Source organism: Kitasatospora sp. NPDC053057 (assembly GCF_044546945.1).
Lineage (GTDB): Bacteria > Actinomycetota > Actinomycetes > Streptomycetales > Streptomycetaceae > Kitasatospora.
This window is the reverse complement of the sequence record NZ_JBITZP010000002.1, coordinates 267,084-291,390: the sequence shown is the minus strand read 5'-3', so window position 1 is coordinate 291,390 and position 24,307 is coordinate 267,084. Positions and strand designations below refer to the sequence as shown.

The window sequence follows — 24,307 nt, the reverse complement described above, 5'->3', positions numbered from 1 at the left end:
GTCCGATCCCCGGCAGTGCATGCTGTGTGGCGCTACTGACATTTTCGACGCCCCGGTCCGGGCGGGTGTTCCGGATCGCCCCGGTTTCCACTCGTCCCGGTGACGCCGCCCGGTCGTCCCGGTGACGCCGCTTCCGGACGCCCGCGACCGGTCCGGTGCGAAGCACCGGGCGACGGCCCGGCCGATCGCCGTCCAGCATCCCCCCGCGGGCGCGCCGCTACCCGGCGGCGCCCCCGGCGCACGGCCCCGTCGCACGGCGATCCAGCGCACCATAAGGCCGGGCGACCGGTTGCGTCAGCCGGATGCGGTTGCTGTCACCCGATGGGCTGGAATCCGCCCGCCGAACGGTGCGTCGGCCCCCCGGAACCACTCCCGCCCCGGAAACGCCGGGGGCGCTGCGCTCTGCGGGTTGTTCGCGCCCCTTCCGGCGCTCGCCGGACGAACGCGGCCCCCGTGCGAGCGTTCGCACGGGGGCCGCGGGGGCGTGGGTGCCTCAGGCGGTGGCCGCCTTCAGCGCGATATCGGTGCGGTGCTGGCCGCCCTTGAGCGAGATCCGCTCCACGGCCGCGTACGCGCGGTCGCGCGCCTCGGCCAGGTCGGCGCCGGTCGCGGTGATCGACAGGACGCGGCCGCCGGCGCTCAGCACCCGGCCGTCCTGGTCCGCCTTCGTCCCGGCGTGCAGCACGTACGCGGTGCCGTCCGCCTCGGCCTCGGCCAGGCCCTCGATCGGGTCGCCGGTGCGCGGCGCGGCCGGGTAGCCCTCGGAGGCGACGACCACGGTGACGGCCGCCCCCTCGTCCCAGCGCAGCGGCTCCAGCTGGTCCAGGGTGCCGGTGGCGGAGGCCAGCAGGACGCCGGCCAGCGGGGTGCGCAGCCGGGCCAGCACGACCTGGGTCTCCGGGTCGCCGAAGCGGGCGTTGAACTCGATCACCCGGGTGCCGCGGGAGGTGAGCGCCAGGCCCGCGTACAGCAGGCCGGAGAACTCGGTGCCGCGGCGGCGCAGCTCGTCCACGGTCGGCTGCAGGACGGTGTCCAGGACCTCCTGGACCAGCCCGGCCGGCGCCCACGGCAGCGGCGAGTAGGCGCCCATGCCGCCGGTGTTGGGGCCCTCGTCGCCGTCCAGCGCGCGCTTGAAGTCCTGCGCGGGCTGCAGCGGCAGCACGGTGGTGCCGTCGGTGATCGCGAACAGCGAGACCTCGGGGCCGTCCAGGTACTCCTCGATGACCACGCGCTCGCAGGAGGCGGCGTGCGCCAGCGCGGCCGCGCGGTCGGAGGTGACCACGACGCCCTTGCCGGCCGCCAGGCCGTCGTCCTTGACCACGTAGGGGGCGCCGAAGGCGTCCAGCGCCTCGGCGGCCTCCTCCGGGGTGGTGCAGACGTAGGAGCGGGCGGTGGGCACGCCGGCGCCGGCCATCACGTCCTTGGCGAAGGCCTTCGAGCCCTCCAGTTGCGCGGCCGCGCCGGAGGGGCCGAAGACCGGGATGCCGGCCGCGCGCACGGCGTCGGCGACGCCGGCCACCAGCGGGGCCTCGGGGCCGACGACGACCAGGTCGGCGCCGAGCTTCGCGGCCAGGTCGGCGACCCGGGCGCCGTCCAGCTGGTCGACCGGGTGGACCGTCGCCACCTGGGCGATCCCGGCGTTGCCCGGGGCACAGTGCAGCTCGGTCACGGAGGGATCTTGGGACAGGGAGCGGCACAGGGCGTGTTCGCGGGCGCCGCCGCCGATGACGAGGACCTTCACGCCAGGCAGCGTAGTCGGTGGCCTGTTCCGGCCGCTCTCCGGTCCCGTCGAATCCTCGTCGGATCCTCCAGGAGAAGCGGTCCGTACGCCGACGGCATGGGAGGATCCTCCAAGTCCGACGGGCCCGGATGCGCGGCCGGTGTCCGGGTCAGGACGGCGGGTCACGGGAGCCTCGCTCGGACGGGTGAAATCTCGCCGCCCCCCGCAACCCTCCCACCTCGGGTTCCGGTGGCCGAAACCGGTAACGATCAACGGGGAAGCGCCCCCACGGTCAGCCATTTGGCGGTAAGAAGTGCTGTTGGACAACCAATGGCAGACGTCACGTCAGCCGATGTGCCGACAGACCCAGCCGCCCGCCCGCCACAGGGAGCCCCACAGGTGAGCCAGCCGGAAATGCAGCCCGAGGAGAGTGCCTGGGGCAAGGAGATCGGTGAGGAGGACCAGCCGGCCGCAGCCGTGGCCCGGCGGGCCCCCACCCGCCGCCGGACCGATCTGAGCGCCCGCCAGTTCCCACTCGGGGACTGGGGCGAGCCCGCCGAACGGCTGGAGGAGCTCTACCGCTGGTCCGAGGAGCGGGCGGTCGAGGCGATCGAGTGGTACCGCCGGGACCGGGTCTGGAAGCGCCGCTGGGCACGCCTGCTGCGCTTCGTGTCGGCCGGCTTCGCGGTGGGCGGGGTGACCGCCCCGCTGGTGGACCTGACCGGCACCGTCGCCCACGCCACCAGCTGGGGCTACGTGAGCCTCGCGCTCTCCGCCGCCTGCTACGGCGCCGACCGGGCCTTCGGGCTCACCTCCGGCTGGATGCGGGACGTCTCGACCGCGCAGGCGCTGCAACGCCGGCTGGAGGCCTTCCAGTTCGACTGGGCCTCGGAGTGCGTGCGCGAGGTGCTCGGCCCGACCGAGGGCACCGCGGGCGAGGCCGCCGAACGCTGCCTGGGCGTGCTGCGCCGGTTCTGCGAGGACGTCTCGGACGTGGTCCGCACCGAGACCTCGGAGTGGATGCTCGAGTTCCGCGCGTCGATGACCCAGCTGCCCACCCAGTCCGCGGGGGCGTGGGGCGGGCGCACCGAGCCCGGAGTCGGCGCCCAGGTGCGGGTGCTGCCGCCGCCGGGGACCAGGCCCACCATGCCGCGCCAGCGGCCGCCGGAGGGGCCGCTGCGGTAGGGCGGTCCGGACGGCGCTACGCGAAGACGATCATCGAGCCCTGGCTGACGCTCCTGGTCGCCGCCGCGTACAGGCCGGACCAGGCGTGCCGCTCCCGGGCGAAGGGGTGCAGGTCGTCGATCGGCGGCCCGAACGGCTGCTCCAGACCGGTCGGGCCGAGCGGCCGGGTCGGGTCCGGCGGATTGAGCGGGTCGATGCCCAGCGCCGGTGCCACCGCCTGGAGTTCGCGCAGCAGCCCGTGGCTCGAGCCGAGCGGGCCGCCGGAGGCGAGCAGCACCTCGTCCACCAGCGGGGCCTGGAACTCGATCGGCACGTACGCGCCGGCGTGGTCGAAGTGCCAGACCAGGTGGGACTGTTCGGCGCTGCTCTCGAACATCTCCAGCAGCTGCTCGTAGTCGCCGCCGAGCGAGTCGACCGGGGTGATGTCCAGGCCGGTGAGGCCCAACAGGTAGGCGCGGCGCAGGAAGTGCAGCGAGTCGTAGTCGAAGGCGGCTATCGGCTCGACCGCGCCGCTCAGCCCGGGGACGAACTGGTAGACCGGCACCTCGGGCAGCCCGCGCGAGGTCAGCACCGCGTTGTAGAGCGCGAGGTCGTCCCGGAAGGGGTTGTCGGGGCTGTGGCTCAGCACATCCACCAGCGGGACGAGCCAGAGGTCGCAGGCCATGGCCGGCAGTTCCTCTCCGGACGGCGGGATCGCCCGCGGGGGCGGGGCGACGACGGGGGGCGGAGTCGGTACCCGGAGGGCCCGTTCGGGCACCCGGTTCGACGACCGCCCACCCTACCGGCCCGGGGCCGGGTGCGGATCGGGCCGTCCCTGCGGCACCTCGGGGGGCGGCTCGGGCAGCCGGCGGCCGAACCGGGTGTGCGGTACCCAGCGCGGTTGCGGCACCAGGCCGAGGCCCAGGCCCAGTTCACGGCCCAGCTCCCGGCCGACCTCGTCGCTCCGCCGGGGCCGCCCGGACCGGGCCCCGCCGGGCTCCGGCCCGAACTCGGGCTCGGGCTCGGGCTCGGGCTCGGTTCCGGGCTCGGTTCTGGACTCGGTTCCGGGCTCGGACGACGACTGGGCCGACGGCTGCGGCGCCGGCGGCTCCACCGGGACGGGCAACGGCTCCCCGTCGGCCGCCTCGGTGAGCAGTCCGAGCACCGTCACCGACTCCAGCGGCTGCCCGGCCAGCTCGGCCAGCAGCCGGGCGGTGAACAGGTTGTACTCGCAGATGATCCGGTGCGCGCCGGCCAGGTCGTAGGCCTCGATCGCCTCGACCAGGTCCGGGTGGCGGTCCCAGCAGACCCCGGCCAGGGTGGGCGTCGCGCGCAGGTAGGGCGCGGCGAACATCCAGGACTGCACCCGCAGCCAGTCCAGGTAGTCCCCGATCCGGCGGTTGCCGAGCAGCGCGGAGACCTCCTGCCAGAACCGGCGGTCGCAGCCCACCATCACGTCCAGGTTCCCGGCCCGGGCGGCCCGCACCGCCGCGTCGGCCCGGCGGCGCAGCGAGGGCAGCCGGGTGAGGTCGGGCAGCGCCCGGCGGGTGGAGAACTGGCGGTGGAAGCTGTCGGTCAGGAGCACCCGGGCCTCGAAGATCTCCAGGAAGTCCTCCCAGCACAGCTCCGGCACGGTGAAGCCGCGGTGGTGCTCGGCCCGCAGCAGCCCCTGCGCCCCGAGGTCGACCAGCGCCTCGCGGGCCGGGGTCGCGGAGACGCCGTACAGCTCGGCGATCTCCTTGACGGTGAAGTTGCGGCCGGCCTCCAGCCGTCCGGCCATCATCTCCTCACGCAGCGCGCCGGCGATCTGCTCGCGCAGGCTGTTGCGGTGGATGACGGGACGGGGGGTGTCGCCAGCGCCGGTGCCGGACATGCGCGCGACCTCCTCGGGCAGGCCGCCGTGCCGACCCGCGACGGACCGGCCGACCGGCGGCAGGGAACACGACGAGTGCTCATCTTCTCAAACCGGCCGGGAGCAGGTCCGAACCAACCCTCCGGAAGACGGGGTCGCCTAGGGTCCGTCTTCAAACTCGCGTCTGCGGGGCGACGCCGGGGCACGCGCCTCGCCGCGTTGTCGTCGGTCGCCAATGCTCCGCAGTGGCTCCCTCCTCCGCCTTGCGATGCACGCACCCCAACGCCGCCCCGCCCGCCCTCCGGGCGGACGACGGGAGTTTGAAGACGGACCCTAACGCTGGACGGGCGCCGGAATGCCGAGCAGGCGGTCCCGCAGCACCGGGAAGTCCTCGCGCGCCCGGCCCACCTCGGCCGGGTCGAACTCCACGGTCAGCACCTCCTCCTCCGCCCCCGCCTCGGCCAGCACCCGGCCCCACGGGTCCACCACGACGCTGTGCCCGGCCTGCTCGACCCCGGCGTGCGTCCCGGCCGTGTTGCAGGCCAGCACGAAGGCCTGCTCCTCCAGCGCCCGGGCCCGGGCCAGCAGCGTCCAGTGCTCGCGCCGCTTGGCCGGCCAGGCCGCCGGGACCACCAGCAGCTGGGCGCCGGCGTCCAGCAGCGCCCGGAACAGCTCCGGGAAGCGCAGGTCGTAGCAGGTGGCCAGGCCCAGGGTGCCGAACTCGGTGGACGCCGTGACGATCTCCTGCCCGGCGCCCATCACCACCGCCTCACCGCTGTCGAAGCCGAAGCGGTGGATCTTGCGGTAGGTGTGCACCAGCTCGCCGTCCGGGGCGAACACCATCGAGGTGTTGTAGATCGGACCGTCCGGGTCGCGTTCGACGATCGAACCGGCGTGCAGCCAGACCCCGGCGGACCGGGCGGCCGCCGCCATGGCGTCCGAGGTGGGCCCGTCCAGCGTCTCGGCGCCCTCCGACCAGAGGTCGTGGGCGAAGCCGCCGAGCGGCCACAACTCCGGCAGCACCACCAGGTCGGCGCCCTGCTGTGCCCGTACCAGCGACGCGGCCCGGGCCCGCCGTTCGGCGGGCGGCTCGGCGTCGGAGACCGCGAGTTGGATCAATGAAGCGCGCACAGTACCACCGTCCACGGCAAGAGACCTACGATCGTCACCCGAAAGCGCTGCCCAGCTGTCTCCCGGCAGCGTAACGTGCGGTTAGCGTGTGCGCCCGGAAGCCGGACCATCCGGCCGACCGCGACGGCCGGGCGCGGAGCGTAGGAAAGCTGACGGAGGGCCGGAGATTCCCGTGACGGACAACCAGACCGTGCAGGCTTACACCGAGGCGTGGACGCAGAGCATCGAGTCCATATCGGAGCTGGTCGCCCCCCTCCCCGAAGGCTCCTGGAACCGGGCCACCGAGTGCCCCGGGTGGTCGGTGCGGGACGTCGTCTCGCACGTGATCGCGGTGGAGTCCGAGCTGCTCGGCGACCCTCGCCCGATCCACTCGCTGCCGCGTGATCTTCGTCACGTGACCACCGAGTTCGCCCGCTACATCGAACTGCCGGTGGACAAGCGCCGCTGCCACACCGCGCTGGAGATGACCAGCGAGCTGGAGTACACGATCATCCGCCGCTCCCGCGCGCTGCGGAACGCCAAGCAGACGCCCGGCGAGCTGGTCCGCTGGCCGGCCGGGCCGCTGGCCGGGGACGTCCCGTACCACGAGCTGCTGCGGATGCGGGCCTTCGACGTCTGGGTGCACGAGCAGGACCTGCGCCGGGCCCTGGACACCCCCGGCAACCTGGACGCCCCGGGCGCACTGGTCGCGCGGGACTTCCTGCTGGAGCGGCTGCCCAAGGCCGTCGCCCACACCGCCGGCGCACCGGCCGGGACGACCCTGGTGGTCGACGTGACCGGCCCGGTGGAGTTCCTGCGCACCGTGCGGGTCGACCCCGCCGGCCGCGGCAGCGTGGACGAGTCGATCAGCCTGGCCCCCGACGTCCAGCTCACCATGGACTGGGAGACGTACGTCCGGCTCGCCTGCGGCCGCGGCCGGCCCGGCCCGGTGAGCGTCGAGGGGGACAAGGAGCTGGCCGAGCGGGTGCTGGCCAACTTCTCCGTCACCATCTGAGGTTCATCGGCGCGCACCACCCGGCGTACACGCACGACCGTGCGCCGGGTGGGCACCACTCGTGCATCCATGCGTCAACCCAGCACCCGCCACCTCACCTGTTTGGCCTCGTTACTCCGGGCAGTCATGCCGTCACCCGGAAGAAGGAGGAGTGTTCCCCATGGACGACGGACAGGAACAGCAGGAAGAGATGGTGCTGGTGCGGTCGAGCTTCCCGGTCACGGGGCAGCCGATCCGCGTCGTGATGATCGACGGGGAGCCGTGGTTCGTCACGGCGGACGTGTGTCGGATCCTGGGGCGAGGAAACCCGAGCGAAGCCCTCAAGATCGTGAATCCGGTGGACACGCGAACGGTCAACCTGCGCTCGATTACCCTCAGAAATTCTGAGGGTAACGGCGTTTCCGCAGGCCAGAAACCCTACATGCGAGGGAACCCGGTTCTCGGGGTTCTGAACGAGAGCGGTCTCTACACGCTGATCATGAGGTCAACGAAACCCAATGCCCAACCCTTCCAGGAGTGGGTCACCCGTGACCTCCTCCCCTCCGTCCGCCGAGGGGACACCGACATCCCGACCCAGCAGCGGCGGATGGCGGAGACCCTGGCCGAGGCGATCGGACAGCAGGTGCGGATCGTCGCGGAGATCGACCACGAGGACTGGCCCGGCCTGACCGTCCACTCGGACGGGACGGTCCATTGCCGGCACGGGGAGATGGTCCTCCACCTGCCGAGCCGGGAGGAAGACAGCGGACCGCCGTTCGGCGCGTACTTCGCCTGCCCGGGCGGGGAGCGGGTCGGGATCCGGGGCAGCCGGGTCGTCCCTGGCTGCCCGAAGCTGAAGCTGGTGGACCTGATCCGCCTGCGGAAGGAAGCGCAGCCGAAGCCGAGCCACCCGCCCGCGCCCGATCGCGGACTCATGTACGCGGAAGTGAACGCCCGCCAGATCGACCGCATCTACGGGACGGCCTCGCAGATGGCCGCGTTCATGCGGGAGTACCGATGTTGAATCGAACGCCCGTATGCCTGACTTTTGGTTAGGTTAATCCCCCGCTAACCCTCACTAGAAGTGAGGGTTAGCGCGTTTCCACAGGTCGGAAACCCTACGCGCCGGCCGCATTAACCCTCCGCCGCAGCCGGAGGATCATCAGCGTTCCCACCGCCAGCGGCACGTACTGCCAGCAGAACGCCCAGCGGAAGGCGGTGGCCGAGTACGTCTCGGCGCCGCCCGGGGAGAGGGCGTCCAGCAGCACCCCGATGCCGAACAGGGTGATCATCGTGCCGATGAAGCCGCCCATGTTGACGATCCCTGAGGCCGTGCCCAGCCGCTCGGCCGGGTTGCGGGTGCGGGCGTAGTCCAGGCCGACCAGCGAGGCCGGGCCGTTGCTGCCCATGACCAGGATGATTCCGATCAGCAGCCACATCGGGGGGTGTCCGCCGGGCCAGGACAGGACCAGGGCCCAGCCGAGTCCGGTGGTGGTGATGACGGTGAGCACGATCGGCATCCGGGCCCGGGCGGAGGCGGAGAGCAGCCGGCCGAAGAGGAAGCCGAAGCTCATGTTGGAGAGCACCAGCAGGGTCAGCAGCCCGCCGGCCTCGCCCCGGGACATGCCCTGGGCCTCGACCAGGTAGGGCATGCCCCAGAGCAGGCCGAAGGCGTTGCCGGGGAACTGGGTGGTGAAGTGGATCCACAGGCCCAGCCGGGTGCCCGGCTCCCGCCAGCAGTCCAGGACCTGCCGCCGGACCTTCGGGCGGGCGGCCTGCGGGTCGACCGGCGGCTTGGCCGGTCGTACGACCGCCGGTGCGTCCCTGAGGAACAGCGCGACCAGTGCGAACACCGCGACGCCGAGCAGCGCGATCGCGGTGAAGGTGGGCGTCCAGCCCTCGCTGTGCAGCGCCTGGGCGAGCACCACGGTGGTGACCAGGTTGCCGCCCATCCCGGCCAGGCCGGTCAGCTGGGCGACGAACGGGTTCTTCGCCGCCGGGAACCACCGGGCGGCTATCCGCAGCACGCTGATGAAGGTCATCGCGTCGCCGCAGCCCAGCACCGCCCGGGAGGCCAGGGCCGGGGCGAAGGAGGAGCTGAAGGCGAAGGCCAGCTGGCCGGTGCTCAGCAGCAGTACGCCGAGCAGCAGGGCCCGGCGCGGTCCGAACCGGTCGACCAGCAGGCCGACCGGGACCTGCATGGCCGCGTAGACCAGCACCTGGAGGATCGAGAAGGTGGACAGCGCGGAGGCGCCGATGCCGAAGCGCTCGGCGGCGTCCAGTCCGGCCACCCCGAGGCTGGTGCGGTGGATGACGGCCAGGACGTAGACGCTGACGCCGATGGACCAGGCCAGCCAGGCCGCACGCCCGCCGGGCGGCGCGGGGTGGGTGACGAGGACGGCTGCGGCCGGGGGCTCGACGGCGACCGCGGGCTCGGCGGCGGCTCGGGGAGCGGGTACGGACGGGGACAGGGGCGGGGCTGAGCGGGCGGGCTCCACGGTCATAGTTCGTCCAGGTTAGTCATCCCATGATGGGACGCCCAGCCTGGGGTGAGGACAGGCCCGTCAGCCGGTGACCGTCCAGGACACCGACCTGGTCATGTAGCGGTCCCGGAAGGCCTCGTCCCGCACCCAGTCCGTGGTGTCCCGGACGGTCGCGGTGACGGTCGCGGTCCGGCCCGGGGCCAGGTTCAGCTGCGCCGTGTCCAGCGAGCGAGCGTCCGCGGCCTGCGGGGTCACCGGGACGCCGTCCACCTTCCAGTCCACCTTCAGCTGCCGGGAGCCGGTCAGCGGCAGCGGCCGGACGTCCAGCCGGGGCCGCCCGGTGACCTCGCCGGGCGGCGGCGAGGGGTCGTCGGTCGGCCGGATCCTGCGGTACAGCTCCTCGATGATCGCCTCGCGGGAGGGCAGGTTGTAGCCGCTGCCCAGGGTGCGCATCACCGAGTCGGGGGTGGGCCGGTAGAGGCCGTTGGCGCTGCGGTACGCACCGACGGTGCCGGCGCCGTCCGGGGACACCGCGCCCAGCCAGCGCCACCACTTGGTCTGCTTCTTCCGCATGTCGTCGGCGTTGAGGGTGGAGAGGTTCGGGTAGTCGGCGTCGTCGGGGGCGCTGTCGTACTCGTCGCCGAGGTCCCCCACGGTGTGCCCGATCTCGTGCTGGATGATCCGCCCGGCGTCCGGACTGCCCCCGGCCAGGGTGGTCACCCCGGTGCCCCCGGCGCCGCCGTACTCGGTCGAGTTGGCCAGCGCGATCAGGTACTGCGGCCCGCCGCCCTCCCCCGCGTAGCGGGCGGTGGCGTCCTCGTCGGCGCAGAGCAGCCGGGCGGTCCCCTCGCACCAGAAGTGCATGCCCAGCGGGGTGGCGGGGTTGTGGCCGCGGCTCTCCGTCTCGACTATCCCGGAGACCGGGGAGATCACCTCGACCCGCCGTATGTTGAAGAACCCCTGGTAGGTGCGGAACGGTTCGATGTCCATCAGGGCGTGCCAGGTCTTGTCGGCCTGTTGCCGGAACAGCTCCTGTTCGTCCGCGGTGTAGCCGTCGCCGAGCAGGACCAGGGTGATCCGGTTGGACGGGGCCCCGGTCCGGCGTATGTCGAAGGTCGGGGCGGCCGCGGGTATCCGTTGGTCGGCGCGGAGCGCGGTGTGCGGGGGCACCGCCCGGTCGAGGGGGGCGCCAGGCCCGATCACGCCGAACGGCGAGGGGCCGACCAGCTCCAGGGCGGCCGGGAGCACGGCGGTGGACACCAGTACGAGGGCGGCCAGACTCCGGACGAGACGGCCAGGGTTGCCAGCAGGCATACGGGTGCGTCCTCGGGGCTCCGGTCACCCGGTGTCGCCCGGGTGGTGGAGCGAAGACGTACCCGGACCGGCGTGTCGCCCCTACCGGCGGACGAAAATGTCACCGACCTGGCCGAATGATCAGCATCGTCCTGGTCATACCAATCAATCCCGCCGATCAGTGTGGGGAGCGCTTCCCCAGGTCCAGCAGGAGGTGGGTGCCGAGCCCGAAGAGCAGCCCCCAGAAGGCCGAGCCGATGCCGAACAGGCTCATCCCCGAGGCGCTCGCCAGGAAGGTCACCACCGCCGCGTCCCGCCCGCGCTCCTCGGCGACCGCCGCCGCCAGGCTGCCCTGCAGCGAGGCCAGCAGCGCGACCCCGGCGATCACCGCGATCAGTTCCTTCGGCAGCCCGGTGAACAGGCTCACCAGCACCCCGCCGAAGCTGCCCACCAGCACGTACAGCGCGCCCGAGGACATCCCCGCGACGTACCGGCGGCGCGGGTCCGGGTGGGCCTCAGGGCCCGAGCAGATCGCCGCGGTGATCGCCGCCAGGTTCACCCCCGGCGAGCCGAACGGCGCCATCAGCAGCGACATCAGGCCGGTGGAGCCAATCAGCAGCCGGTCGTCGGCCCGGTAGCCGAAGGCCCGCATGACCCCGAGGCCCGGCGCGTTCTGCGAGGCCAGCACGACGATGGTGAGCGGCAACCCCAGCCCCACCACCGCGGACCAGGAGAAGGCCGGCACCGTCAGCACCGGCACGGTCGGCCCGCCCGCGCCCAGGTGCAGCGGCAGTCCGACGGTGAGCGCAGCCAGCACCCCGCCGACCAGCAGCGCGACCGGGACGGCGTACCGGGGCGCGAACCGCTTGGCCAGCAGGAAGGCGGCGAAGCTGCCCACCACCAGCACCGGCGCGCTGTGCACCGCCCCGAAGATCCCGGCGCCGAAGGAGAACAGGATGCCCGCCAGCATCGCGTTCACGATCCCCACCGGCACCGCGGCGATCAGCCGGCCGAACCAGCCGGTCACCCCGAACAGCGTCACCACCGCCGCGCTCACCAGGAACGCCCCGACCGCCTCCCGATACGGGTAGTCGCCCAGGCTGGTCACCAGCAGCGCCGCGCCCGGGGTGGACCAGGCGGTGATCACCGGCGTCCGGGTCCACCAGCTGAGCGCGAAGCCGCTCACCCCGCTGCCGATCGCCACCCCCCAGATCCAGGACGCGGTGTGCGCCGGGTCCAGCCGCCCGGCGGCGGCCGCCGCCAGCACCACCACCAGCGGCCCGGAGAACGACACCGCGACGCAGACCAGCCCGGCCAGCAGTGCCGGCGCCGACACGTCCCGCCGCAGCGACCGATGTTCCCCACCCTCGACCGCCGGCTTCTCCGGTCGGACCGTCAGCTCATCCGTCATTCCGGCAGTATCCCGAAGCCCGGCCGAAGACTCCCGAAAAAAATTCAACCGTTTCGCGAAGAACGACCGCGCCTTCTCCGGCCGCGTCGGTAGTCGACGGGCGGGCACGACGAAAGGGGCCCTGCTTCGCACGGCGGTGCGGAGCAGGGCCCCTTTCGTCGACTCCGGTGAGCCGTCAGCCCCAGGTGATCAGGCGCTTCGGGAACTCCAGCAGGCCGGCGATGTCGGCCAGCACCTTGGAGCCCAACTCCCCGTCCACCAGCCGGTGGTCGAAGGAGAGCGCGAGCGTGGTCACCTGGCGCGGAACCACCTTGCCCTTGTGCACCCACGGCAGCTCCCGGACCGCGCCGAAGGCCAGGATGGCCGCCTCGCCCGGGTTGAGGATCGGGGTGCCGGTGTCGACGCCGAAGACGCCGACGTTGGTGATGGTGACCGTGCCGCCCTGCATGTCGGCCGGCGAGGTCTTGCCCTGGCGCGCGGTCTCGACCAGCTCGCCGAGCGAAGTGGCCAGGCCCGCAAGGGTCTTGGACCCGGCGTCCTTGATGTTCGGGACGATCAGGCCGCGCGGGGTGGCCGCGGCGATGCCGAGGTTCACCTGGCCCTTGACCACGATCTCCTGGGCCGCCTCGTCCCACTGGGCGTTGATCTCCGGGTGCCGCTTGATCGCGACCAGCAGCGCCTTGGCGACCAGCAGCAGCGGGCTGACCCGGACGTCCCGGCCCAGCTCGCCGCTCTCCTTGAGCTTGCGAACGAACTTCATCGTGCGGGTCACGTCGACCTGGACGAACTCGGTGACGTGCGGGGCGGTGAAGGCCGAGGCCACCATCGCCTGCGCGGTCGCCTTGCGGACGCCCTTGATCGGCACCCGGACGTCGCCCGCGCCGGACACCGGCACCGGGGCCACGACGGCCTCGGCCGCCTCGACCACGACCGGCTCGACGGCCGGGGCCGGGGCCGCCGGAGCGGCCTGGGCCGCGGCGTAGGCGTGCAGGTCCTCGCGGGTGATCACGCCGTCCCGGCCGGTCGGGGTGACGGACCGCAGGTCGATGCCGAGGTCCTTGGCCAGCTTGCGCACCGGCGGCTTGGCCAACGGCCGCTCACCGACCGGCACTTCGGCCACCAGGGCGACCGGAGCCGGGGCCGGAGCCGCGGGCGCGACCGGGGCCGGAGCCGGAGCCGGCTGCGGCGCGGCGGCCTTCGTCGTGGTGGTGGTCGTCCGCCGGGCCCGGCGCTGCGCGGTGCCGGTGCGCGGGCCGTAGCCGACCAGCACCTCCCGGCGCTCCGGCTCGGCCTCGGCGTCCGGCGTCGCGGCGGCAGCGGCGGGCGCGGGCGCGGCGGCCGGAGCGGCCCCCGCCTCCCCGGCCACCGCCACCGAGATGATCACGGTGCCGACGTCGACCGTCGCGCCCTCGGGGAAGAAGAGCTGCTCGACGACCCCGTTGAACGGGATCGGCAGCTCCACCGCCGCCTTGGCGGTCTCCACCTCGCACACGACCTGCCCGTCGGTGACGGTGTCACCGGGCTTGACGTACCAGCTGAGGATCTCGGCCTCGGTGAGGCCCTCGCCCACGTCGGGCATCTTGAACTCGCGGAGCGAGCGAACTTCGGTGGTCATCTACGCTCCCCGGGATCAGTACGCGAGCGCGCGGTCGACGGCGTCGAGCACGCGGTCCAGGTCGGGGAGGAAGGCCTCCTCGACCCGGGACGGCGGGTACGGCGCGTAGTAGCCGCCGACCCGCAGGACCGGTGCCTCCAGGTGGTAGAAGCACCGCTCCGTGAGCCGGGCGGCCAGCTCGGCGCCCATGCCCAGGAAGACCGGCGCCTCGTGCACCACGACGGCCCGACCGGTGCGCTTGACCGACTCCTCCAGGGTGGTGAAGTCCACCGGGGAGAGCGAGCGCAGGTCGACGACCTCCAGCCGGCGGCCGTCCTCCTCGGCGGCCGCGGCGGCCTCCAGGCAGACCTTGACCATCGGGCCGTACGCGATCAGCGTCGCGTCGGTGCCGGGGCGGACGATCCGGGCGTCGTGCAGTGCCAGGTCGGCGGCGGCGCCGACCTCGCCCTTGTCCCAGTAACGCCGCTTGGGCTCCAGGAAGATGACCGGGTCGTCGGACTCGATGGCCTGGCGCAGCATCCAGTGCGCGTCGTGCGCGCTGGACGGGGTGACCACCCGCAGACCGGCGGTGTGCGCGAAGTACGCCTCGTGCGACTCGCTGTGGTGCTCGACCGCGCCGATACCACCCGCGTAGGGGATGCGCACGGTGACCGGCATCTTGACGTGGCCCAGCGCACGGGCGTGCATCTTGGCCAGCTGGGAGACGATCTGGTCGAAGGCGGGGTAGACGAAACCGTCGAACTGGATCTCCACCACCGGGCGGTAGCCGCGCAGCGCGAGGCCGATCGCGGTGCCCATGATGCCGGACTCGGCCAGCGGGCTGTCGATGACCCGGTCCTCGCCGAAGTCCTTCTGCAGGCCGTCGGTGATCCGGAAGACGCCGCCGAGCTTGCCGATGTCCTCGCCCATCAGGACGGTCTTCGGGTCGTTCTCCAGCGACTTGCGCAGCGCCTCGTTGAGCGCCTTGGCGATGCTCAGCTGACCGGCCATCAGTGGTTCTCCCCCGCCTCGAAGGAGGCCGCGTACTCGACGTACTCGGCCCGTTCCTCATCGACCAGCGCGTGCGGCTCGCTGTACACGTGGTCGAAGATCAGCGTCGGGTCCGGGTCCGGCATGCTGCGCACGCCCTCGCGCACCCGCAGCCCCAGCTGCTCGCTCTCGGCGTCGACGGCGGCGAAGAACTCCTCGTCCGCCAGGCCCTCCTTCTCCAGGAGGGTGCGCAGCCGCAGGATCGGGTCCTTGGCCTTCCAGGCCTCGGTCTCCTCGGCGAGCCGGTAGCGGGTCGGGTCGTCGGAGGTGGTGTGCGCGCCCATCCGGTAGGTGAAGGCCTCGATCAGCACCGGGCCGTTGCCGCTGCGGGCGTGGTCGAGCGCCCAGCGGGTGACCGCGAGGCAGGCCAGCACGTCGTTGCCGTCGACCCGGACGCCCGGGAAGCCGAAGCCGGAGGCGCGGCGGTACAGCGGGATCTTGGTCTGGGTGGTGGTGGGCTCGGAGATCGCCCACTGGTTGTTCTGGCAGAAGAACACCACCGGGGCGTTGTAGACCGAGGCGAAGGTGAAGGCCTCGTTGACGTCGCCCTGGCTGGAGGCGCCGTCGCCGAAGTACGCGATCACCGCGTCGTCGGCGCCGTCCTTGGTGATGCCCATCGCGTAGCCGGTGGCGTGCAGGGTCTGCGCGCCGATCACGATGGTGTAGAGGTGGAAGTTCTTCTCGTTCGGGTCCCAGCCACCGTGGTTCACGCCGCGGAACATGCCGAGCAGGTTCAGCGGGTCGACGTCGCGGCACCAGGCCACGCCGTGCTCGCGGTAGGTCGGGAAGGCGTAGTCGCCGGTGCGCATGGCGCGGCCGGAGCCGACCTGGGCGGCCTCCTGGCCGAGCAGCGAGGCCCACAGGCCCAGCTCGCCCTGGCGCTGGAGGGCGGTCGCCTCGCCGTCGAACCGGCGCACCAGCACCAGGTCGCGGTAGAGCGAGCGCAGCTCCTCCGGAGTGGTGGTGAGGGGGTAGTCCGGGTGCTCGACCCGCTCGCCTTCCGGCGTGAGCAGCTGTACGAGCTCCGGCTGGACGTCCGTCCCCGTGGCGCGGAGGGTGTCAGGGACAGCGGGGGCCGCCTTCTTGCGAGCCCTCGCCGTGCTTTTGACGGTCACGTTCACTCCTCGGTCTGTCCGGCCGCCCGGGGTCGCCGGTGACCGGTCCGGTCACCGCCTCGCGGGGCGCGCGTGGGTGTGCGCACCTACTGCGTGGCAGGTGGTGATCCTGTTCCGACGGCGTCCCTCACGAGAACGTTACCCAGCGTCCGCCCTTGGCGCGCTTGCGCTAGGACGTCCTACTTGTTCAGGGCCTACAACCCCGAGGGTGCCGCGTCCGGCTCGCCGTCGGAAGGGTGGGGGTGACGGTCGGCGTGACGCAGCTCTCAATTCGAGCGCCTTCAGGACACCAGCGCACGTTATCCGGGCGGAAGCCCGTACGTAAGGGGGTTCTCGGTATCGGTTTCGGCGACTGTGGCCGGATCACGCCATTACGCCGCTGCGAACGATAGGCCTTATGTACGGTGATATGGGAGGCTTTGGGCGTGACTGATAACGGACAAATCCGGGTGTTCCTGCTCGATGACCACGAGGTCGTCCGCCGGGGGGTGCACGATCTGCTCTCGGTCGAGGACGACATCGAGATCGTCGGCGAGGCCGGCACGGCCGCCGAGGCGCTCACCCGGATCCCCGCGGTCCACCCCGACGTCGCGGTGCTCGACGTCCGGCTGCCGGACGGCAACGGGGTCGAGGTCTGCCGGGAGATCCGCTCCCGGCTGCCGGAGATCAAGTGCCTGATGCTGACCTCCTTCTCGGACGACGAGGCGCTGTTCGACTCGATCATGGCGGGCGCCTCCGGCTACGTCCTGAAGGCGATCCGCGGCACCGACCTGATCACCGCCGTCCGGGACGTCGCGGCCGGCCGATCGCTGCTCGACCCGGTCGCCACCAGCCGGGTGCTCGCCCGGCTGCGCGACGGCGGCGAGAAGGAGGACGAACGGCTGGCCCAGCTCACCAGGCAGGAGCGGCGGATCCTCGATCTGATCGGCGAGGGGATGACCAATCGTCAGATCGGCAACGAGCTGCACCTCGCCGAGAAGACGGTGAAGAACTACGTCTCCAGTCTGCTCGCCAAGATGGGCATGGAGCGACGCACCCAGGCGGCGGCGTACGTGGCGCGGCACCAGGCCGACCACCAGTACTGACCGGAGCACTGCCACAGCCCTGACGGTTTGTCAAGGGCCCCCACCAAGGGGCCATAACCTCTGCACGTGACTTTCAGCCAGACCCTCGCCTGCGCCCCGGCCCGCCCCGACCTCTCCGCCCCGCCGATAGGGACCCTCAGTCCACCCGTCCCGCGCAGCGCACTCGCCGAGGTCCTGGCCCGCTTCCCGGTGGGACGGCTACTGACCGCCGAACCGGTCGCCGAAGGCCTGCTCAACCGGGGCTACCGGATCACCACCGAGGCCGGCGCGTACTTCCTGAAGTGCTACGTCGACGCCGCCACCGCCAACCGCCCGAAGATCCTCGCCCACCACCGCGCCATGACCGACCTGCACGCCCTGGGACTGCCCGTGGCACCCCCGCTGAGCTGCGCCGAACGCGGCGGGACGGTGGCCGGCCTGAACGGCCGGCTGTTCGCGCTGTTCCCCTGGGTGGATGGCCGACACCGACACGGTACGGAGCTCGAACCATCGCGGTGCGACGCCCTCGGCGCGCTGCTCGGCCGGCTGCACGGCGCGCTCGACGACGTCTGCGCCCCCCTCGACCAGCCCGCCGGCTACCGCAGCGCCGACCCCCTCGACAGCGCCGAACTCGCCCGCGACCTGCGGCGCCACGCCCGCGAGCACCGACCGTACGACGACCTGGACGCCCTGGTCGAACAACGGCTCGACGAACGGCTGGAACTGCTCGCCGAACACGCCCACCGCCGCCCCGACCCCCGCGACGCCCCGCCCACCGGCTGGACCCACGGCGACTTCCACGGCCTCAACCTGCTGCACGACGAGGGCCCGGACGGCGAGCAGGTCACCGCCGTGCTCGACTGGGACAAGCTCGGCCCGCAGCCGCGCGCCGAGGAGGCCGTCCGCGCCGCCACCCTGCTCTTCAACGACCGGACCACCGGCACCCTCGACCTGGTCCGGGTCCGCCGCTACTCACAGGCCTACCGGGCCTCCGGCGCCGCCACCGCCGAGCACCTGGCCGCCGCCGTCCACCGGGTCTGGTGGGAGCGGCTGAACGACTTCTGGATGCTGCAGTGGCGCTACCAGCGGGCCGACCACCGGGCCGACCCGCTCTACCCCGCCTCGGCGGGCCAGTTGGCGTGGTGGTGCCAGGAGTACGAGCAGGTCCTGGACGCCTTCGCCAACTGATCCGTCAGTTGGTGGCGGGCAGCGTGGCCCCACCGCCCGTCGGCTTCGTAGGGGGCGGCACCGGATTGGTGGGAGTGCTGCCGCCCGAGGTCGGCGCCGGGCTGGACTCGCTGGTCGCCGACGGGCTGGCCGTCGCGCTGTGGGTGCTGGTCGGCGTCGGGCTCGGGTTCGGCGTGTGCTTGCTCGAACTCGGCGACGGCGATGTGTAGTTGTTGCCGCTCCCGCCGCTTCCGCCGTACGTGCCGGGCTCGGTCGGCTGCTGCGTCCGCTTGCTGCCGGAGGTCGACGGCGGCGGGGTCGGCTGGCCGTTCTGGGTCGGCGTGGTCGTCTCGGCGGTGCTGACCACCGGGGCGGGCGTCGGGGGTGTCGTCTGGTGGCTGTTGCCACCACCGCCACCACCGCTGAGCGCGAAGGCGATCCCGGCCCCGGCCGCGACCAGCACGGCGATCCCGCCGGCCACCCAGCCCCACGGCCCGCGCCGCCGGCCGCCGTCCCCGGCGTGGTCGACCTCGCCGCCACCGCCGTACGGGCCGCCGGGCCCCTGGTAGGGCGAGGGGCTGTGCCGGCCGTCGGCCGAGTACCGCAGGACCGAGGTCTGGTCGCCCGCACCGACCGCGCCGAAGGCCTGGGTGGCCGCCGCCTGGTCCGGCCGGAGCACCTGGGTGGCCCCGGTGTCGCCGGGCATCCCGGTCGGGGCGCCGACCCAGCCGGCCCCGGCCGCGCCGTGCATCTCGCGCAGCGCGTGCTGCAGGTGGGCACGGAACTCGTCGGCGTCCTGGAAGCGGTCGTCCGGGTTCTTGGCGAGCGAGCGCAGCACCAGCGGGTCCAGGCCGGCCGGGACCCGGCTGTTGACCTGCGAGGGCGGCACCGGCGGGTCCTGGACGTGCTGGTAGACCACCGAGAGCGGGGTGTCGCCGGTGAACGGCGGGCGCAGCGTGAGCAGCTCGTAGAGCATGCAGCCGGCCGCGTAGAGGTCGGAGCGGTGGTCGACCGGCTTGCCGAGCGCCTGCTCGGGCGACAGGTACTGGGGGGTGCCCATGACCATGCCGGTCTGGGTCATCGTGGTGGCCCCGCCGGTCAGCGCCCGGGCGATGCCGAAGTCCATCACCTTGACCGCGCCGGTGGTGGTGATGCTCACGTTGGCGGGCTTGATGTCGCGGTGCACGATGCCGTTGCGGTGGCTGTAGGCCAGCGCCTCCAGCACCCCGGCGATGATGATCAGCGCCTGGTCGACCGGCGGCGCTTCCTCGTCCACCAGCAGCTCGCGGACGGTCCGGCCCTCGACCAGCTCCATCACGATGTACGGCGTGGACTCGTCCCCGACGTACTCCTCGCCGGTGTCGTAGACCGAGACGATCGCGTGGTGGTTCAGCGCCGCGACGGCGTGTGCCTCGCGGGTGAAGCGCAGCCGGGCGACGTCGTCCTGCGCCAGCTCGCCGCGCAGCAGCTTGATCGCGACGGTGCGGCCCAGCCGCACGTCCTCGGCGGCGAACACCTCGGCCATGCCACCGCGGCCGAGCCGGTGGGTCAGCCGGTAGCGGCCGTCACCGACGGTGCCCAGCGGCACTCCGCGGCCCGGCGTCTGCGGTCCGCCGGCGCCGCGGAACGGCGGCAGCGCGGAGGTCGCGGCTTCGCCGCCCGACTCGGGGATCCTCGGCGTGCCGCCGGTCCGTCCGACCGCTCGGGCACCCGCCTCGTCGTCCGGCTGCTGCGTCTGTGCCATCGCTCCTCGCCCCGGGCGTTCGCTCGGATCGCGGTGCCCTGTCGCTTACGTATCCCCGAACGCTACCGCTTCCGGCGCGCACCCGTGACACGCGCGAAGCGGCGGGAAACCGTCAGAGCAGACCGTTCCGGTCGGCCTGCGGGCCCACCACCACGACCGCGGCCGGCCGCTCGGAGTGGAACTTGCCGTTGGTGGTCTTCTCCGCCTTGTTGACCACGATCGCGATGATGATGCCGGCCAGCACCAGCACGCCGACGATGATCGCGATCACCACGAAGGCCGTGGAGCAGCCGCCACTGCTGGGCTTCGGCTGCTGGTACGGCGGCATCGTCTGCGGGCCCGGGGTGTGCATCGGCGGCCGCTGCCCCCCTTGCTGGAGGAACTGCGGCTGCGGCGTGTGCGGGGCCTGCGGCCGCGGCGCCTGGTAGGCGGGCGGCGGGGTCTGGTACTGCGGCTGCGGCTGCTGCGGGAACGGGTGCGGCGTCCGCGGCGCCTGCGGGTGCGGCGTCTGGTACGCGGGCGGCGGGGTCTGGTACTGGGGCTGCGGCTGCGGCTGCGGCGGGAACGGGTGCGGGGTCTGCGGAGCGGCGTGCACCGAGCGCGGGCCCTCGGCGATCACCAGCGGAGTGCTGGCCTGCAGCTGGTGCCCGTTGCCGCCGCCCTTCAGCTCCGCGATCAGCCGCTCCGCCTCGTCCCGCATCGCGGCCGCGCTCTGGAAGCGGTGCGCCGGGTCCTTGCGCAGCGCCTGGGCGACGTAGGCGTCGACCACCGGCGTGATCGAACGATTGAGGCTGGAGGGCGCCGGCGGCTCCTCCTGGACGTGCTTGTAGGCGATCGAGAAGGCCGAGTCGCCGTCGAAGACCAGCTGGCCGGTGAGCATCTCGAAGAGCATCACGCCGACCGAGTACAGGTCGGAGCGGGCGTCCACCGGCTTGCCGAGGGCCTGCTCGGGCGACAGGTACTGCGGGGTGCCGACCACCATGCCGGTCTGGGTCATCGAGGTGACGCCGGATTCCAGCGCCCGGGCGATGCCGAAGTCCATGACCTTGACATTGCCCTTGCGGTCGAACATGACGTTGCCGGGCTTGATGTCGCGGTGCACCAGGCCCATGTCGTGCGAGGCCTCCAGCGCGTTCAGCACGCCGATGGTGACCTTCAGGGCATCCTCGGTCGGCACCGCGCCGTACTGGGCGACCGCCTCGTTGATCGTCTCGCGCAGGCCCTTGCCGTCGATCAGCTGCATGACGATGTACGGCGTGCTGGAGCCGTCCGGGGCGATGTCCTCGCCGCTGTCGTACACCGTGACGATGTTGGGGTGCTCCAGCCGGGCCACGGCCTGGGCCTCGCGGCGGAACCGCTCCTTGAACGAGTCGTCCCGGCCCAGCTCGCTGTGCATGCTCTTCAGCGCGACCTGCCGGTCCAGCACGCTGTCGTACGCGAGGTGCACGGAGGCCATGCCGCCCTCGCCCAGCAGCCGCTGCAGCACATAACGGCCGTTGCCCAGGGAGAAGCCCTCGACCGCGTTGCCGTGCTCGCTCATGGTCCTCTGCTCCCCCTCGGCGCGGTGGTGCTGCCGCAACCGTGACGTTCGGTCTCGTCCGTACGTGGTGGGCCCGGCCCGCTGGCCCGGCAATCCCCTGCCGCGGCGGCTCGACCGGCCAGCGACAGGGGTCAGGGTATCGGCTTCCGCCGACGGTGATCGGTCCAGGGCCGATCCTGGCCCCGGACCGTCGGTGCCGTCCCGCGGCGGTGCGGTCCGGGGCGGATCGTCGTGGTACGTCCGGCCCGGCGACGGGCCCGGCAGGGCCTACAGGTACGGGCCGGAACGGATCCCGCGACCCTGGCCCGGGTCCTCCTCGTCCAGGTCGCCGCCGTGCAAACCGGGCGGCAGCGCGCGCCGCATCTGCTCCAGCTGCGCCCGCGCGGCCATCTGCTGGGCGAACAGGGCGGTCTGGATGCCGTGGAAGAGGCCCTCCAGCCAGCCCACCAGCTGGGCCTGGGCGATCCGCAGCTCGGCCTCGGTCGGGATGCTGTCCTCGGTGAACGGCAGCGAGAGCCGCTCCAGCTCGGCGACCAGCTCCGGGGCCAGCCCGAGCTCCAGCTCCTTGATCGAGCTGGCGTGGATGTCCTTCAGCCGGGCCCGGCTGGCCTCGTCGAGAGGCGCCGCCCGGACCTCCTCCAGCAGCTGCTTGATCATGCTGCCGATGCGCATGACCTTGGCGGGCTGCTCGACCATCTCGGTCACCGGGAGTTCGCGGGGCATGTCCGCCTCGTCGTCCCCGTCCATCGCTGCCCCGGCGAACCCCTGGCCCACGGGCAGCCCGTCCGGTCCGACGATCAGCACCTTCTGGCCGTCCTGCGACTGCCCGCCGCCGGCCCGGAAGGGCTCCTGCGACGAGCGCTCGTTCATCGGATTCGTCATGAACAACATTCTCTCTCACTGGGGTTGGTCGGGCGGAAGCCCCCGTTCGTCCCGCCGTCCTGCGCCGCCCGTGACGACGGTACGCCTCCGCGGCCGGCCCGGGAATCCGTACGGATACTCAGTTCCCGGGCCGCCCGGACCGCCTGCCCGGCGCGGGGCCACCCGCCACGGCGTCGCAGAACCCACGCCGGCGCCGGGTCGCCCCGCCCCGGAACTCGCACCGAATCTCCACTCCGCCCGCCGGCTGCGCGCCGGTTCGACGGGGCTCAGCCCTTCCGCAGCCGCAGGCCGATCAGCCCCAGGCCGCAGCCGATCATCCCCAGCCCCACGCCCAGCGGCAGCTGGAGGGTGGAGGGGTCCTGCCAGCGGGCGGGGAGGACCGTCGGGACGGTCGCGACCGCCACGGGCTGGCCGGAGGGCGCCGCGTCGGCGCCCTGGTCGGCGGCGGGAGCCGGGGTGTCCGGGGCATCCGCGTTCGAGTCCGAGCCCGACTGGTCGGCCGTGGGGTCCTGGGCCTGCTCGGGCGGCTGCTCGGGCGGCTGCTCGGGCGGCTGCTCGGGCGGCTGCTCGACGGCCTGGTCCTGAGCCTGGTCCGGCGCCTGGACGGGTGCCTGGCCAGGCGCTTGGACGGGTGCCTGGTCCGGCACCTGGTGCACGACCGAGGCCAGTCGGTGGTGGTGTGCCCGCAGTTCGGCGAAGTTCGGGCGCCACCGGTTGGACACCGCGTGCTGCGGCGGCGCCGCGTTGGGTGACGGCCCGGAGCCCTCGGACGGATCGACCTGCTCCTCGGCGCACGGCGCCGAGGAGTCCGAGGCCGAGAGGTCCGGAGCGGAGGAGTCCGCCGCCGGGGCCGAGGCGCTCGGCGACGGCTCCGCCACCGCCGTGGTCACGGCGGCCAGCGGGAGCGTCAGTGCCAGCACGGCCGCCGCGAGCAGCCGCCGGGAACGGCGGGTCCGGCGGGTACGACGGTGGTACGGCGCGGTGGGCAGCGGCCCGAGGACGTCGTGCGGAGTTGCGGCCACGGTCGGAGTCCTTCCGACGGCCGACCGCGCCCGGGGGCGGGGTCGGCGGCGGGACAGCTCCGGACCAGCCTCACACAATCCGACAATCGCGGCATTTCGGGCCCCTGCGCGGCACCGCTCAGGCCGTCAGCACTACCTTCCCGACCTGCTCCCCCGCCTCCAGCACCCGGTGCCCGTCGGCGGCGTCGGTCAGCGGCAGCACCCGGTCCACCACCGGCTTCACCACCCCGGACTCGACCAGCGGCCACACGTGCTCCCGCACCGCCGCCACGATCGCCGCCTTCTCCGTCAGCGGCCGCCCGCGCAGGTTGGTGGCGATCACGGCCGCCCGCTTGCGCAGCAGCGTGTTGAGGTCGAGCTCGCCCTTCACCCCGCCCTGCAGCCCGATGATCACCAGCCGCCCGTTGACCGCCAGCGCGTCCACGTTCCGCTGCAGGTACTTGGCGCCCATGATGTCCAGGATCACGTCCGCCCCGGCCCCGTCGGTGGCCTCCCGGAGCGCCTCGACGAAGTCCTGCTCGCGGTAGTCGATCGCGATGTCCGCGCCCAGTTCGGTGCACCGGGCCAGCTTCTCCGCACTGCCCGCCGTCACCGCGACCCGCGCGCCCACCGCCTTGGCCAGCTGGATCGCCATCGTGCCGATCCCGCTCGCGCCGCCGTGCACCAGCACCGTCTCGCCCGGCCGCAGGTGGGCCGTGAGGAAGACGTTGGACCACACCGTGCAGGCCACCTCCGGCAGGGCCGCGGCCTGCTCCGGGCTCAGCCCCTTCGGCAGCGGCAGCAGCTGCCCGCTCGGCACCGCGACCCGCTGCGCGTAGCCGCCGCCGGCCAGCAGCGCGCACACCTCGTCGCCGACCGCCCAGCCGGCCACGCCCGGCCCGAGCGCGACGATCCGCCCGGCGCACTCCAGCCCCGGGTAGGGCGAGGCGCCGGGCGGCGGGTTGTAGAAGCCCTGCCGCTGGAGCAGATCGGCACGGTTGACGGCGGTGGCCGCCACCTCGACCAGGACCTCGCCCTCGCCGGGCACCGGGTCGGGCACCTCGGCCCACACCAGTGCCTCGGGGCCGCCGGGTACGGGAATCGTCATCGCATGCATGCCCCG

Annotated in this window: 20 protein-coding genes; 5 read left to right on the top strand and 15 right to left on the bottom strand. The window is 73.0% G+C overall.

Translation table 11 applies throughout. From position 1 onward, the window contains the following. Positions 1 to 493: 493 nt before the first annotated feature. Positions 494 to 1,741 (bottom strand): phosphoribosylamine--glycine ligase, encoded by a 1,248-nt coding sequence (gene purD / locus ACIG5E_RS03925; RefSeq protein WP_396531288.1) that lies wholly within the window; start codon positions 1,739 to 1,741, stop codon positions 494 to 496. 378 nt (positions 1,742 to 2,119) lie between these two features. Here purD and ACIG5E_RS03920 point away from each other — a divergent pair, with 378 nt between their 5' ends. Further along, the gene (locus ACIG5E_RS03920) at positions 2,120 to 2,905 is read left to right on the top strand and encodes an SLATT domain-containing protein (RefSeq protein ID WP_396531287.1); all 786 of its coding nucleotides are present in this window, start codon (positions 2,120 to 2,122) and stop codon (positions 2,903 to 2,905) included. 16 nt (positions 2,906 to 2,921) lie between these two features. Here the strand turns inward: ACIG5E_RS03920 and ACIG5E_RS03915 are convergent, their stop codons facing one another. From ACIG5E_RS03915 to ACIG5E_RS03905, 3 genes are all read right to left on the bottom strand, one after another. Next, entirely contained in the window at positions 2,922 to 3,569 is a 648-nt protein-coding gene (locus tag ACIG5E_RS03915) for a hypothetical protein (protein WP_396531286.1), read from the bottom strand. Between the two features lie 114 nt (positions 3,570 to 3,683). Beyond that, the gene (locus ACIG5E_RS03910) at positions 3,684 to 4,757 is read right to left on the bottom strand and encodes a GntR family transcriptional regulator (protein WP_396531285.1); all 1,074 of its coding nucleotides are present in this window, start codon (positions 4,755 to 4,757) and stop codon (positions 3,684 to 3,686) included. 312 nt (positions 4,758 to 5,069) lie between these two features. Then, the gene (locus ACIG5E_RS03905) at positions 5,070 to 5,867 is read right to left on the bottom strand and encodes a carbon-nitrogen family hydrolase (RefSeq protein WP_396531284.1); all 798 of its coding nucleotides are present in this window, start codon (positions 5,865 to 5,867) and stop codon (positions 5,070 to 5,072) included. 172 nt (positions 5,868 to 6,039) lie between these two features. On the opposite strand from ACIG5E_RS03905, the gene ACIG5E_RS03900 reads away from it, so the two are divergent. After that, the gene (locus tag ACIG5E_RS03900; RefSeq protein WP_396531282.1) at positions 6,040 to 6,861 is read left to right on the top strand and encodes a maleylpyruvate isomerase family mycothiol-dependent enzyme; all 822 of its coding nucleotides are present in this window, start codon (positions 6,040 to 6,042) and stop codon (positions 6,859 to 6,861) included. Between the two features lie 160 nt (positions 6,862 to 7,021). Beyond that, positions 7,022 to 7,864, top strand: a complete 843-nt coding sequence (locus tag ACIG5E_RS03895; protein WP_396531281.1) for a Bro-N domain-containing protein — start codon at positions 7,022 to 7,024, stop codon at positions 7,862 to 7,864. 94 nt (positions 7,865 to 7,958) lie between these two features. Here ACIG5E_RS03895 and ACIG5E_RS03890 read toward each other — a convergent pair whose 3' ends face one another. From ACIG5E_RS03890 to pdhA, 6 genes are all read right to left on the bottom strand, one after another. Continuing rightward, entirely contained in the window at positions 7,959 to 9,344 is a 1,386-nt protein-coding gene (locus ACIG5E_RS03890) for a nitrate/nitrite transporter (protein WP_396531280.1), read from the bottom strand. Between the two features lie 60 nt (positions 9,345 to 9,404). Beyond that, positions 9,405 to 10,637: a M64 family metallopeptidase gene (locus tag ACIG5E_RS03885; protein WP_396531279.1), complete on the bottom strand. Its 1,233-nt coding sequence runs from the start codon at positions 10,635 to 10,637 to the stop codon at positions 9,405 to 9,407. 157 nt (positions 10,638 to 10,794) lie between these two features. Further along, complete coding sequence (locus ACIG5E_RS03880; protein WP_396531278.1) at positions 10,795 to 12,027, bottom strand: benzoate/H(+) symporter BenE family transporter; 1,233 nt, start codon at positions 12,025 to 12,027, stop codon at positions 10,795 to 10,797. Positions 12,028 to 12,202: 175 nt separating this feature from the next. Then, positions 12,203 to 13,642 carry a dihydrolipoamide acetyltransferase family protein gene (locus ACIG5E_RS03875; RefSeq protein ID WP_396531277.1) on the bottom strand — a complete coding sequence of 480 codons (1,440 nt, stop codon included), beginning with the start codon at positions 13,640 to 13,642 and terminating at the stop codon, positions 12,203 to 12,205. A 15-nt stretch (positions 13,643 to 13,657) separates the two neighbouring features. Beyond that, positions 13,658 to 14,632, bottom strand: coding sequence for an alpha-ketoacid dehydrogenase subunit beta (locus ACIG5E_RS03870; protein ID WP_396531276.1), 975 nt, complete (start codon positions 14,630 to 14,632; stop codon positions 13,658 to 13,660). Then, entirely contained in the window at positions 14,632 to 15,786 is a 1,155-nt protein-coding gene (pdhA, locus tag ACIG5E_RS03865; protein WP_396531275.1) for a pyruvate dehydrogenase (acetyl-transferring) E1 component subunit alpha, read from the bottom strand. The genes ACIG5E_RS03870 and pdhA overlap by 1 nt, the downstream gene beginning before the upstream one ends. A gap of 425 nt (positions 15,787 to 16,211) precedes the next feature. Between pdhA and ACIG5E_RS03860 the strand changes: the two genes are divergently transcribed. Together ACIG5E_RS03860 and ACIG5E_RS03855 are read left to right on the top strand one after the other, a co-directional pair. Next, positions 16,212 to 16,871, top strand: coding sequence for a response regulator (locus tag ACIG5E_RS03860; protein ID WP_396531274.1), 660 nt, complete (start codon positions 16,212 to 16,214; stop codon positions 16,869 to 16,871). A gap of 66 nt (positions 16,872 to 16,937) precedes the next feature. Next, a complete protein-coding gene (locus ACIG5E_RS03855) occupies positions 16,938 to 18,038 on the top strand; it encodes a phosphotransferase (protein WP_396531272.1) in 1,101 nt (366 codons plus the stop codon). Between the two features lie 4 nt (positions 18,039 to 18,042). Here the strand turns inward: ACIG5E_RS03855 and ACIG5E_RS03850 are convergent, their stop codons facing one another. The 5 genes from ACIG5E_RS03850 to ACIG5E_RS03830 all read right to left on the bottom strand — a co-directional run bounded on the left by ACIG5E_RS03850 (position 18,043) and on the right by ACIG5E_RS03830 (position 24,301). Continuing rightward, complete coding sequence (locus ACIG5E_RS03850) at positions 18,043 to 19,761, bottom strand: protein kinase (protein ID WP_396531271.1); 1,719 nt, start codon at positions 19,759 to 19,761, stop codon at positions 18,043 to 18,045. 112 nt (positions 19,762 to 19,873) lie between these two features. Beyond that, a complete protein-coding gene (locus ACIG5E_RS03845; RefSeq protein ID WP_396531270.1) occupies positions 19,874 to 21,301 on the bottom strand; it encodes a protein kinase in 1,428 nt (475 codons plus the stop codon). A 267-nt stretch (positions 21,302 to 21,568) separates the two neighbouring features. Continuing rightward, a complete protein-coding gene (locus ACIG5E_RS03840; RefSeq protein WP_396531268.1) occupies positions 21,569 to 22,183 on the bottom strand; it encodes a bacterial proteasome activator family protein in 615 nt (204 codons plus the stop codon). 266 nt (positions 22,184 to 22,449) lie between these two features. Further along, positions 22,450 to 23,205, bottom strand: a complete 756-nt coding sequence (locus ACIG5E_RS03835) for a hypothetical protein (protein ID WP_396531267.1) — start codon at positions 23,203 to 23,205, stop codon at positions 22,450 to 22,452. Positions 23,206 to 23,323: 118 nt separating this feature from the next. Next, the gene (locus tag ACIG5E_RS03830; RefSeq protein WP_396531266.1) at positions 23,324 to 24,301 is read right to left on the bottom strand and encodes an NAD(P)H-quinone oxidoreductase; all 978 of its coding nucleotides are present in this window, start codon (positions 24,299 to 24,301) and stop codon (positions 23,324 to 23,326) included. Positions 24,302 to 24,307 lie beyond the last annotated feature (6 nt).